Raw genomic sequence first — 13,102 nt, forward strand, 5'->3', positions numbered from 1 at the left:
TTACTGTTAAATAGCACTCAAAAGATTAAGGATAAACATATGTTATTCACTTCAGTAGTAGCAACGGTCGCAATGAATACTGCTATCGTTATTCAAGATCAATCATCCATGCTTTCAGCACCAAAAGACTCTGCAAGGCAACAAGCCATCTTGTGGTCAGGTGAGTTGGTTGAGGTACGTGGAGAAAAACAAAACTATCTGCAAATCTATGACTATAAAAGAGAACGTCCTGGTTACATATTAAAAAGTAAAGTAAAAACCTTAAACCTTAGCGAACAAGAAGCACCTCAATTACTCTCTGCGCTACGCTATGTCCAATATCAAGATAATAGCGAAGCATTGAGTATAGGTATTGCCGCAGCATGGTTACAGTCGGCAACTACTAACGTAATTAATGGTTCCGAAGGCGCAGAAGTATTTAATATTTTAGGACTAAAAGCACAGCAATTGGCAGATAAAGCCTCACGAGATATACAACTTGGTAATTACGCAGCCGCACGCCAAGCAGCTTACTTTGATGTTGTCAAAGGCTATGGTGTTAAATTTAATAGTTATGAATATGGCGATAAAATACGTGTTTGTTATGGTGGCGAAGCTTTTCGCCGTGTATTAGCTCTGCCAGCAACTGATGAACAAAAAGCTGATGCAGCAATCGCCTTAACACGCTCAGAATGTAGCGACCCTAATCTATCAGTTACAGATAAACAGATTGTCAACCAGTGGCAAGCTGATATTTTGGATAAAGTTGATGACACCAAATTACCCGCATGGAAAGCGAATCAAATTAAATTAAGACGTGCTATTGTTTGGAGTAACTTAGCGTTTCGCCGTACCTTAATGGAGAAAGAAGAAGCTGGCAAAACAGCCACTATGGCCGCTGAAAATGCCATTGTATCTTTAGCAGGTGTTAATAAAGAAGAACTTATTGAGAGCGATTTAAAAGACTATAATAATGCCATCATGGCTGTTAACGCTTCGCGCTGGGCATTACTACCTAAAAATAACTCCCCCTTAACAAAGGCAGGTAAAAACTTATACGTAGAAGTTATTCCTAAAGAAACAGGAGAGTCTTGTGTCACCCTACTCGATGAAAAACACAACCTTGAAAAACATTTAGCACAACGTTGTACTTTCAGTAAAGTGTGGCTAAGCTCTGCCACTAAAAACAAAGAAAATACTGCGCTATCCATTGCTGTACAACCCACTGAGCAATGGCGTGAACTATGGGTGTTTTATAAAAAAGGTGATAATTGGGACATTAATATATTACCACCAGCGCCTTCCACCCCCGATATAGGTTACGCAGAGTTCGCAGGTTGGGTGCCCGGCGGTAAAAAAATATTAGTTGCTCAAGAGGCTAGATCAGAAGGCAAATACTATCCTGCCCGCTATATTATTATGGATATTGGTTCACTCAGTGCTGAAAGACAACACAACACGTCTTCTGAGTTAGGTGCATTCAAACGCTGGCAAGATCCTAGTTGGAAGCAACAGTCCGTTTCTATCCGTTAAATCTAATCAGCATTAACACGCTAATTTTGTATTATTCTTTCATAGGTTATATGATGATACTAGAACAGTGCAATACTTTATAATGATAGCGTAGCAGAGGAGTTATAAATGAGTCACATGAACGCATGGCTATGGAATAACAATGAAATTACCCTAGCAACTAAAGCGGTTCCAACTATTGGTGATTATTCTGTTTTAGTAAAAAATACGGCTATTGGTATCAATCCTGTTGATTGGAAATTGATAGAAGGGAACTTAGGGTCATTAAGCCAAGATTATATTCCAGGGGTAGATGGTACAGGGACTATTATCGCCGTTGGTGAAAAAGTACAACACTTAGAAATAGGGGCAAGGGTTACTTATCACACAGATCTACGCAGAGATGGCAGTTTTAGTGAGTATACTGCTGTAGACGCACGCGCACTACTTCCTGTGCCTTCTTGTGTTAATAATGTTGCCGCCGCCGCTTTCCCCTGCCCAGGGCTGACAGCACTACAAGCTATACAAAAACTACCTGAAATTATAGGACAACGTATTTTAGTCAATGGTGCAGGTGGTGCTGTTGGCAATTTTATTTGCCAACTACTGACACAACAAGGGGCTAAAGTCTATGTGGTTGCAAGTGCCAAGCGACACGAAGTACTCAAGCAAATAGGCGTCATTCAATGTATTGACTATCACAATAAAAACTGGCTAAACGAGCTGTCAACAACGAGATTCTTTGCTGCGTTTGACATGGTCAATGGAGAGAGTGCAGCAAAACTAGCTCCTTTACTTGAATACTATGGACACTTAATTAGTGTGCAAGATCGTGTAGACTCATCTCCCATTGCACCTTTCACAACCAGTATTTCTATTCATGAAATTGCATTGGCTGCATTGCATGCTTACGGTACAAATGCTCAATGGCATAAGTTAATACAAGGAGGTATAGCACTATTAAAACAGATAGAAATTGGTCAATTAACTTTACCCTCTATAAAGACCGTACCATTTAATAAAATTGATTCTGCGTTAGAAAAACTCAAAACGAATAATGATGGAACTAAATATATTGCTGTAATGGATTAAATAAAAAAGGCACTTTAAGGTGCCTTTTTGCATTAGAACCATTGACCAAATCGGCGGATATAGAACATTTTCATTCCTTGTGCTACAAAGCAGTAGCAAAGTAAAGTGCCTACTAACCATGGGAAGTACTCCCAAGGCAATGGCTGTAATCCTACTGCCGCACCTAACGGAGAGAAAGGAATATAAATACCAATCGCCATGATTAAGAATGTCATCAACATCACTGGTAACGCCGCTGTACTTTGGATAAATGGAATTTTTTGTGTACGTAACATATGCACAACAAGAGTTTGAGACAATAAGCCTTCAATAAACCAACCAGATTGGAATAAAGATTGTAACTCTGGTGTATTTGCAGCAAATACGTACCACATTAACGCAAAGGTAGTAATATCAAAAATAGATGAGGTTGGGCCAATCCACACCATGAAGCGACCAATATTTTTAGCATCCCATTTACGTGGTTTGCGTAAAAACTCTTTATCCATTTTATCCCAAGGCAACGCCAATTGAGAAATATCATACATTAAGTTTTGGATCAATAAATGAATTGCAAGCATTGGTAAGAAAGGTAAAAACGCACTAGCAACTAATACAGAGAACACATTACCGAAGTTAGAACTTGCTGTCATGTTAAGGTACTTCATGATATTACCAAAGGTTTCTCTACCTTTAATAACACCTTCCTCTAAAACCATTAAGCTTTTTTCTAACAAAATAATATCAGCTGACTCTTTAGCAATATCTGTAGCAGAATCCACTGAGATTCCGACATCGGCATCCCGTAATGCGGGGGCATCGTTAATACCATCACCCAAGAAACCAACAGTATGACCATTAGCTTGCAATGCTTTTAATACCCGTGATTTTTGTAAAGGTGTTAATTTAGCAAAGATAGTATGTTCTTCAACTTTTTGTCTTAACATGGACTCATCAAATTGCTCAATGTCTTTACCTAATAAAGGTTCCCCCACTTCAATGCCCACTTCACGGCAAATTTTAGAGGTAATGATTGGATTATCACCTGTTAAAACTTTTACGCCAACACCATTGTCACGCAATGCAGTAATAGCTGAGCTTGCTGAATCTTTAGGTGGGTCTAAGAAGGTTAAAAATCCTTCAACAACTAAATCTGACTCATCAGCCACACCATATTGATGGCGATTATCATCTTCAGGTAATACACGTGTTCCTAACACTAGTACACGGAAACCATCATTATTGTATTCATCAGCAAGAGTAAGAAGATGTTGGCGACGCTCATCAGTTAAAGGTAGTAATTGTCCATTTTCACGAACATGACTAGAAACAGATAACATTTCTTCAACGGCGCCTTTACACACCAATAGTTTATTTTCTTGATTTTTTACAATTACAGAGAGGCGACGACGAATAAAGTCAAAAGGTAACTCATCCACTTTTTGCCATTCTTTAGGTTTTTTAAACTCAGGATTTTTCTTAGCAAAACGGACAATCGCCTTATCCATTAAGTTTTTAACACCACTTTGATGATGGCTATTTAACCAAGCAAGTTGTAAGAGCTCATCACGCTTAGCACCATTAATGTCCACATGGCGCTCTAAAATAATTTTATCTTGCGTTAATGTACCTGTTTTATCAGTACAAAGAATATCCATTGCCCCAAAGTTTTGAATAGCATTTAAACGCTTTACTACGACTTTACGACGAGACATTGCTACCGCACCCTTGGCTAAGTTAGCGCTAACGATCATCGGTAACATTTCAGGAGTTAAACCTACTGCAACTGCTAAAGCAAACATTAATGCTTCAGTCCAATCACCTTTGGTAAAACCATTGATAAAAAATACAATAGGTACCATGATAAGCATAAAGCGAATCAATAACCAACTAACACTATTAACACCACGATCAAATGCTGTTTGAGAACGTGAGCCCACAATAGATTTAGCCAATGAACCAAAATAAGTATTAGCACCTGTAGCGACTACAACGGCTGTTGCTGTACCACTGACGACATTGGTTCCCATAAAGCACATATTGGGTAAATCTAAAATATCGTAATCGCCCGCAGCTACAGCTACCGCACCTGCTGTTTTTTCTTTTACATTGCCGAGAGTATCGTATTTCTCAACTGGGATAGACTCCCCTGTTAATACTGCTTGGCTAATAAATAAATCACGGGAATCAATCAAGCGAACATCCGCTGGAATCATGTCTCCCGCAGAAAGCTGTACAATATCACCTACAACGATATTGCGCATATCCACTTCTTCTAACTTAGGATTTTCTCCTGCTTTATTACGACGTAAGACAGTGACAGTTGTTTTAACCATCGCTTTTAATGCTTCAGCGGCCTTATTTGAACGATACTCTTGCCAAAAACGCATCAATCCACTCAATACCACCATGGTAACAACAATAATAACACCCGTTAGATCAGTTTCTTCACCACTGCGGTAAGGTAACCAAAAATCAGTATAGAAATTAATGGCACTTAGCGCCATCAGAACATAAATAAAAGGATTATTAAACGCCATTAATAACTGAATAAAAGCAGGTGGCGCTTTATCGTGAGCGACTTCATTCGCTCCATGTTGTAAGAGTCTGTCCTCAACCTCTAGAATATTTAGTCCTTCACGGCTTGTGTTGAGGTTGTCTAGGGTTTTTTCTAATGTATTTTTTGCTTCTTCAACAACGGGTAAATGCTGTTGATTACTTTTGCGCATGTCTTGATTTTTTACATGCTCTTTATTCACTGCTACAGTCATTACATCTTCTCCTGCCCACTGTGGACAAGAGAAACTAACTGTCTAACTAAATATTAGGCACGAAAGATCCCATTTACCACAGTGGTAAATAAAGTTATTGATAGATTGTTTAATCGTTTATTCCGAAAAGACCAAATACTAGGGTCAGGTTCAGAAAGATCACAACTCGGTGGTTCTTCCATGGTTACTCCTTAATATTAAATAATAATCAAGCATCGCTATCGCTTAAACAACGTTGCCTAATGAATTGAAAAGTAGATTGAGTTAATCAGACCAATACACTAGCACACCAATAAAAAACTTCTCGGCGACTCTTCTTCTGGTTGATTAGAGAATAGAAAACTACGTTCTAAATGCTTTGAGTTAGCATTCTTTTTCCAAACTGTTGCTTTAGGAAAAGTTGGTAAAATACCATTAGAACTTTCTTTAACAGAGGTTACTCTGTTCTTGAAAAGATAAACAAAAATGTTTAAAGGAATTATAGTGTTAAAACTCATACTATTCACCAGTAACCTAATGGCCACAGATGAATTGTGAAACCTATTAGGCAGTTACTAAATTATTGTCAAGGCCAGTCAATACTGGCAACCGTTTCTGTCCGCTGTCCATATTAGGTTTGTTTATTACCCTTTAAATTAATGTAAAATAAAAATAAGATCATTTGAAACGCGCAAATTCTATGCCTTATCAATAAGTAGTGTCAAGCTGTTTTGTTTAAGTACTTGTCTGGTATCTGAACAAGTTAACATTATAAGCAATAACTGCTCACTTTTTCATAAAGATACGTTTACCACTTCATGGTAAACATACCAATACCACTAAAGCATTGATAAAGTTTATTGGTGCCCTCATATAGTATAAATACTCTTCAAGATTAGGATGTTAATTATGAGCAAATTATTTTCTCCCATTCAAATTGGACAAAAAAGCTTCGAGAATCGCATCGTTATCCCTCCTATGTGCCAGTATTCTGCTATCGACGGTAAGGCAACCGATTGGCATACAATGCATTATGGTTCACTCGCACAATCTGGAGCCGCCTTATTAATATTTGAAGCCACGGCGATTTGTCCAGAAGGTAGACTTTCTCCCTATGATTTAGGATTGTGGGATGATGAAACGGCCAAATCCATGACAACACTGGTTGAATCCATCAAAAAATATTCAGCTATGCCGTTAGGTATTCAACTGGTTCATGCAGGTCGAAAAGCATCCATGCCTGAACCATGGAAAGAGAACCAATATATTCCTGCATCACAAGGAGGATGGAAGACTTTTGCCCCATCCACTATTGCTTATGATAACCATCATGACACGCCGAAAGAACTTAGTACTGATGAAATTCAAATCATTATTAAGCAATTTATTGAAGCGGCCAAACGTGCTGATCAAGCAGGATTTGACGTCATCGAAATACATGGTGCCCATGGTTATCTAGTGCATCAATTCTTATCCCCTCTTAGTAATCAGCGTACCGATCAATATGGAGGCTCTTTAGAAAATAGAATGCGTTTTGCTATAGAGATATTTAAAGGTATTCGTCAAGTCGTTTCTGCCGAAAAAGCTGTGGGGATTCGTATTTCTGCAACAGATTGGGTTGATGGCGGATGGGATTTAGAACAATCCATTATCCTCTCTAAAACACTTGAAGAGCTAGGCTGTGATTTTATTGATGTTTCTACAGGTGCTCTTGATGCACGGCAAAAAATCCCTACAGGGCCTAACTATCAAGTTCCTTTTTCGGAGGCAATTAAAGCACAGGTCAATATACCAACAATTACTGTTGGTTTGATCACTGAACCAGTACAAGCAGAGGCCATCATAAACACACAACAAGCCGACATGGTCGCTATTGGCCGTGGCATGCTTTATAACCCCCATTGGCCGTGGTTTGCTGCGGCAGAGTTAGGTGCCCAAGTAACCGTACCACCACAGTATTTACGCAGCCAGCCACATTTACAAAAACATCTATTCAAATAAAAAAAAGGCAGATATTTCTGCCTTTTTAATTCATTATCTTTTTGGTCGTCGTTATAGCACGCTGTAAACCCAATGCTGAAAGCTCCAAATTAATAATACTTTTTATCACCTGAGGATCATCTTGTTTTAAAACCTCATCTAAAATCTCTTTTGCTTTTGCTAAGGTTATTTGGCGTAGCATTGATTTTACTTTAGGAATATTAGTTGAGCTCATCGATAATGAGTCAAATCCCATAGCCATCAATAATACAGCAATAACAGGGTCACCTGCCATCTCGCCACAAATACTGGCAGGTTTCCCTTCTGCATGACAATCTTTTACCGTTTTATATAAACTATGTAAAACAGCTGGATGATAATAATTGTACAAGTCAGCGACCCGTGCATTATTACGGTCAACTGCTAATAAATACTGAGTTAAATCGTTAGAACCGACCGAAACAAAATCAACTTCTTTTGCCAACGTTCTAGTTAAAAAGACAGCACTAGGTACTTCAATCATCACCCCAACAGGAGGCATGGGTACTTCTATCCCCTCTTCTTTTATTTCATACCAAGCACGGTTAATCATTCTTAAAGCATGCTCAACCTCCCCTATGGAGGAAATCATGGGTAATAAGATTTTGAGATTATCTAACCCTTCACTCGCTTTAAGCATCGCCCTGATTTGTAAAATAAAAATTTCTGGGTGGTCTAAGGTAACACGAATACCACGCCAACCTAAAAAGGGATTTTCTTCTTTGATCGGAAAATAAGGCAGTGATTTATCTCCGCCTACGTCTAACGTTCTCATCGTAACAGGGTTAGGGTGAAAAGCAGCCAACTGTTCTCGATAAATAGCCATTTGCTCTTTTTCACTCGGAAAACTACTGCTCATCATAAAAGGTACTTCTGTCCGATAAAGACCAATACCTTCTGCACCGCGTTGCTGAGCCTTGTCTACGTCTGCTTGTAACCCCGTATTAACCCATAAAGAAATACGGTGTCCATCTAGTGTTACACAGGGTAGGTCACGCAAAATACTTAGGCTCGCAAGGAGTTGTTTTTCCTCCTCGGCCATATTTTCATAATATTCACAGAGCTCATCCGTTGGATTAGTAATGACTTCTCCGAAAAAGCCATTCAAAGCAACTTTCAAACCATCCATCTTACGGTAAGGTAACTCAGCAACTCCCATCACTGCTGGAATTCCCATGGCACGGGACAGAATAGCTACATGGGAGTTACTTGATCCTAAAACCGACACAATACCTACCAGCTTACCCTCAGGAATTTCGCTTAGCATCGATGGACTGATTTCTTCACTGACTAAAATAGTTTTATCTGGATAGTCTGTATTTTCGTGGTCTTGCTTTTGTAACTGCGCAAGTAAACGCCGCCCTAAATCTTTGATATCTGCTGCACGTTCTTTTAAATAAGGGTCATCCATTGCCTCAAAGCGTTGTGTGTATTTAACAACGACCTCTCTTATCGCCCCTTGTGCCCATTGCCCGTCACGGATAGTTTTTTCAATATCACCTATTAACGCGACATCTTCAAGCATTAAAATATACGCATCAAAAAGAGCTAACTCGTCAGGACGTAACTGTTTCGCTAATTTAGTTGAGGTTTTTTGAATATTCTTTTTAACCGACTCAATTGCATCAGCAAATAAATCCAATTCGATTTGTATTTCTTTCGTTTTGCGATCAGGTACAGCATCTAAGTCAGCGGGTGGCAACACGACCACAGCCTGCCCAACAACAGCGCCTGGAGCTCCTACAACCCCAACAAAGCGAACTTCTTGCGGCGTTCTTTTGGAAGAAGACATGCTACCAGAAGCCTCAGCATGAGCAATAACTCCCGCTAACTGTGTCCCCATCGTTACAATAAAAGAAACTTCTTCTTCACTGAACTCACGACGTTCTCGCTGCTGAACAACAAGTACCCCCAAAACTTCACCGTTATGTATAATGGGTGTTCCTAAAAAAGAAGAATAACGTTCTTCTCCCGTTTCTGCAAAATAACGATATTGAGGGTGATCAGAGGCATTGGATAAGTTTAATGGTTCTTGACGTGTTCCCACTAAACCAATTAACCCCTCATCACTATCCAAAGATACTTTTCCTATTGCACGCTTATTTAAACCCTCCGTAGCCATCAAGACGTATCTGCCTGTTTCTTCATCATGTAGATAAACAGAGCAAACTTGCACCGACATCTTTTCTTTAATGCGCAACACAATAATGCCTAGTGCCGCTTTTAAATCTTTGGCACTATTAACTTCCTGAACAATTTTACGTAGCGCTTCAAGCATAATAGAGTGATACTCCGCTTTACTTAATTATTTGAGGGGCTCTTAAGATCAACTCTTTCATTGCTTTACGATATACCTCTCGTTTAAAATTAACCACCTGCTGCAAAGGATACCAGTAACTAACCCATTGCCAGCTATCAAACTCTGGTTTTTCACTATTAGTTAGACAGACTTTACTATCATCGGTTAATAACTTTAATAAAAACCATTTTTGTTTTTGTCCTATACAACGAGGCTGTGTTTTTGAACGAATTAACCATTCAGGTAAGCGATAACGTAGCCACCCACCCGTACAAGCCAGAACTTGAACATCTTGCTTACACAACCCTACTTCTTCATACAGCTCACGGTAAAGTGCATCCTCAGGCTGCTCACCTATCTGGATACCTCCCTGAGGAAATTGCCATGCATCTTGATGAATACGTTTGGCCCACAAAACTTGACCTTGGTTGTTAGTAAGAATGAGTCCAACATTCAGGCGAAAACCATCTGAATCTATCATTCCAACAATCTCCAAAAATTATTACTGCCATTGTTCCACAAAATGACATTATTCAAAAGCAGATAATGATAAAGATCGACAAATTTATATATAAAAATATTAATGTTTACTACAATCTAGAATAAATATACTCAAAAATTATAAAATATACTTTTATTATAATATTTAAAAATAATCTAAATTTATTACTATGGATTTGAATATAAAATAAAGAAATGGCATTAAGACTTTTACACTAAACCAACAAATAATTCACCATTAAGTCATATACATCAATGAAAGCCCGTGACGTTATTTTTATAAGTTGCTAGAATTAGACCATATCTTTTACTTGAGACATCTTATGAAACTAGCATTATTTGATCTTGATAATACACTCCTCGCTGGTGACAGTGATCATGCTTGGGGCGATTGGCTCTGCAAATGGGGTATCTTAAATAAAACAACCTACAAAGCAAAAAATGATGAATTTTACCAACAGTATCTAGAAGGCAATCTTAATATAGAAGACTATCTAAACTTTAGTTTATCGATATTAGGTCAAGCTTCGATGAAGCAACTTAATGAATGGCATCAACAATTTATGAAAGATACCATTGAGCCAATGATTCTAAAAAAAGGTGAAGCCTTATTAGAGCAGCACCGTAAAGAAGGACATCGGATCATTATTATTACAGCCACTAATAGCTTTATTGTTGGCCCTATAGCAAAACGACTAGGGGTGAAAGATTTGATTGCTACTGAGTGTGAAATGAAAGATGGACGATACACAGGCAAGATAGCAGGAACTCCTTCATTTCAAGAAGGGAAAGTAACGCGTCTTAATAGCTGGCTTAAACAGCACGATATCGGATTAGAAGGTAGTTATTTTTACAGTGACTCAATTAATGATTTACCTTTACTGTCTATTGTTGAAAATCCTACAGCAGTGGACCCTGATGAAAAACTTAAAGAACATGCAAAACAACAAGGTTGGCCAATTATTTCTTTACGGAGTTAATCAGTTTACAATTAGGCTATAAACTTAAATGATGGGAAAAATACATGATGACAACTTATAAAGTTTCTGTTCTCGTGGGTAGCTTACGCAAGGCTTCATACAATAGAAAGCTAGCTGAACTCATGGTAAAAATAGCACCCATAACACTCTCATTAGAGATAATTGAAATAGGTGACTTACCGCTATACAACGAAGATCTTGATGAAAATCCTCCGACAAGCTACACAAGCTTTCGTGAAAAAATCAGAGCTTCGGATGCTATTTTAATTGTGAGCCCTGAATATAATCGCTCAGTACCTGCCGTTCTAAAAAATGCATTAGATGTCGGCTCTCGCCCTTATGGCAAGAGTGTTTGGAATGAAAAACCAACCGCTGTCATTACAGCATCAACAGGCTCAATTGGTGGATTTGGTGCTAATCATCATATTCGTCAATCATTATCTTTCTTAAATATGCCTTGCATGCAACAGCCTGAAGCCTACCTTGGTCATATAGATGATGCATTCGACAATCTAGGAAATTTAAATGAGCGTACTCACACTTTTGTCAAAAACATTATTGAAGCTTACGATAAATGGGTCAGACGATTACTCGATATTCCCGTTTAATCTAATTTCCCCATAAAAAAAGCCCGTATTTACGGGCTTTTTTTACAATGACAAAGACTATTATTTACATATTCGCAACTATAGCATCACCAAATTGTGAACTAGAAAGTAACTTAGCTCCTTCCATCAAACGCTCAAAGTCGTAAGTTACTGTCTTAGCAGCAATGGCTCCATCAATTCCTTTGATCACTAAATCAGCAGCTTCTGTCCAACCCATATGACGTAGCATCATTTCAGCTGAAAGGATAATAGAACCAGGATTAACTTTATCTTGTCCTGCATACTTAGGTGCTGTACCGTGCGTTGCTTCAAACATAGCAACAGAATCAGAAAGATTAGCTCCAGGCGCAATACCAATACCACCCACTTGAGCCGCTAAAGCATCTGATAAGTAGTCACCATTTAAGTTTAATGTTGCTATCACATCATACTCAGCGGGTCGTAATAATATTTGTTGTAACATTGCATCTGCAATCACATCTTTTACAACAATCATCTTACCTGTTTTAGGATTCTTAAATTGCATCCATGGACCACCATCCAACAACTGGGCACCAAACTCTTCTTTAGCCACTTCATAAGCCCAATCTTTGAAAGCACCTTCGGTGAATTTCATGATGTTTCCTTTATGAACAATCGTGAGTGAGTTGCGATCATTATCAATCACATATTGTAGTGATTTACGCACTAAACGCTTTGTACCTTCCTCTGAAACAGGTTTAATGCCGATACCACAATGATCTGTGAAACGAATCTTCTTAACACCCATTTCTTTGGTTAAAAATTCGATTACTTTCTTTGCCTCTGGAGAATCTGCTTTCCATTCAACACCTGCATAAATATCTTCTGAGTTCTCACGGAAGATAACCATATCAACTAAACCTGGTTCTTTCACAGGACTAGGAACACCTTTAAACCAACGAACAGGGCGTAAGCAAACATATAAATCTAACTGTTGACGTAATGCAACGTTTAATGAGCGAATGCCACCACCCACTGGCGTTGTTAATGGGCCTTTAATAGAAACAACATAATCACGCACAGCGGCTAAGGTTTCTTCGGGCAACCAAGTGTCTTTATCATAAACTTGCGTAGCCTTTTCACCTGCATAAACTTCCATCCACTCAATTTTACGTTTACCTGTATAAGCTTTTTTTACTGCGGCATCTACTACTTTAATCATAACAGGGCTGATGTCGACACCAATACCATCACCTTCAATAAATGGAATAATCGGATTATCAGGAACATTGAGAGAAAAATCTTGGTTTACTGTAATTTTCTTACCACTTGTAGGAACTTTAATTTTAGTCATTACAAAACTCCATCGTTGTTTTATTATGTATTAATTGAGAGGTACGTACTAAAAATACAACATTTTAT

General features: G+C 38.4%; 11 protein-coding genes. 5 read left to right on the forward strand and 6 right to left on the reverse strand.

Annotation, left to right across the window (positions count from 1 at the left end; all coding sequences use genetic code 11):
- Positions 1–39: 39 nt before the first annotated feature.
- Both DM558_RS09045 and DM558_RS09050 read left to right on the forward strand, forming a co-directional pair.
- The gene (locus DM558_RS09045; RefSeq protein WP_127163627.1) at positions 40–1,512 is read left to right on the forward strand and encodes a hypothetical protein; all 1,473 of its coding nucleotides are present in this window, start codon (positions 40–42) and stop codon (positions 1,510–1,512) included.
- A 108-nt stretch (positions 1,513–1,620) separates the two neighbouring features.
- Positions 1,621–2,583, forward strand: coding sequence for an alcohol dehydrogenase catalytic domain-containing protein (locus tag DM558_RS09050; protein ID WP_127163629.1), 963 nt, complete (start codon positions 1,621–1,623; stop codon positions 2,581–2,583).
- Between the two features lie 32 nt (positions 2,584–2,615).
- Here the strand turns inward: DM558_RS09050 and mgtA are convergent, their stop codons facing one another.
- The 3 genes from mgtA to DM558_RS09060 all read right to left on the reverse strand — a co-directional run bounded on the left by mgtA (position 2,616) and on the right by DM558_RS09060 (position 5,830).
- Entirely contained in the window at positions 2,616–5,333 is a 2,718-nt protein-coding gene (gene mgtA / locus DM558_RS09055) for a magnesium-translocating P-type ATPase (RefSeq protein ID WP_127163631.1), read from the reverse strand.
- 53 nt (positions 5,334–5,386) lie between these two features.
- Positions 5,387–5,515 (reverse strand): hypothetical protein, encoded by a 129-nt coding sequence (locus tag DM558_RS15925; RefSeq protein ID WP_267128179.1) that lies wholly within the window; start codon positions 5,513–5,515, stop codon positions 5,387–5,389.
- Positions 5,516–5,614: 99 nt separating this feature from the next.
- On the reverse strand, positions 5,615–5,830 hold the full coding sequence (locus DM558_RS09060) for a hypothetical protein (RefSeq protein ID WP_127163633.1): 216 nt from the start codon (positions 5,828–5,830) through the stop codon (positions 5,615–5,617).
- A gap of 391 nt (positions 5,831–6,221) precedes the next feature.
- Between DM558_RS09060 and DM558_RS09065 the strand changes: the two genes are divergently transcribed.
- The gene (locus tag DM558_RS09065) at positions 6,222–7,313 is read left to right on the forward strand and encodes an NADH:flavin oxidoreductase/NADH oxidase (protein WP_127163635.1); all 1,092 of its coding nucleotides are present in this window, start codon (positions 6,222–6,224) and stop codon (positions 7,311–7,313) included.
- A gap of 25 nt (positions 7,314–7,338) precedes the next feature.
- Here the strand turns inward: DM558_RS09065 and ptsP are convergent, their stop codons facing one another.
- Together ptsP and rppH are read right to left on the reverse strand one after the other, a co-directional pair.
- Entirely contained in the window at positions 7,339–9,609 is a 2,271-nt protein-coding gene (ptsP, locus tag DM558_RS09070; protein ID WP_127163637.1) for a phosphoenolpyruvate--protein phosphotransferase, read from the reverse strand.
- 19 nt (positions 9,610–9,628) lie between these two features.
- On the reverse strand, positions 9,629–10,111 hold the full coding sequence (rppH, locus tag DM558_RS09075; RefSeq protein ID WP_127163639.1) for an RNA pyrophosphohydrolase: 483 nt from the start codon (positions 10,109–10,111) through the stop codon (positions 9,629–9,631).
- A 343-nt stretch (positions 10,112–10,454) separates the two neighbouring features.
- On the opposite strand from rppH, the gene DM558_RS09080 reads away from it, so the two are divergent.
- The gene (locus tag DM558_RS09080; RefSeq protein ID WP_127163641.1) at positions 10,455–11,111 is read left to right on the forward strand and encodes a histidinol-phosphatase; all 657 of its coding nucleotides are present in this window, start codon (positions 10,455–10,457) and stop codon (positions 11,109–11,111) included.
- Between the two features lie 44 nt (positions 11,112–11,155).
- Positions 11,156–11,719, forward strand: coding sequence for an NADPH-dependent FMN reductase (locus DM558_RS09085; protein WP_127163643.1), 564 nt, complete (start codon positions 11,156–11,158; stop codon positions 11,717–11,719).
- A gap of 64 nt (positions 11,720–11,783) precedes the next feature.
- Here DM558_RS09085 and icd read toward each other — a convergent pair whose 3' ends face one another.
- Complete coding sequence (icd, locus tag DM558_RS09090) at positions 11,784–13,034, reverse strand: NADP-dependent isocitrate dehydrogenase (RefSeq protein WP_127163645.1); 1,251 nt, start codon at positions 13,032–13,034, stop codon at positions 11,784–11,786.
- Positions 13,035–13,102 lie beyond the last annotated feature (68 nt).

Origin of the sequence: Entomomonas moraniae, assembly GCF_003991975.1 — a bacterium.
In the GTDB taxonomy this organism is placed as follows: domain Bacteria; phylum Pseudomonadota; class Gammaproteobacteria; order Pseudomonadales; family Pseudomonadaceae; genus Entomomonas; species Entomomonas moraniae.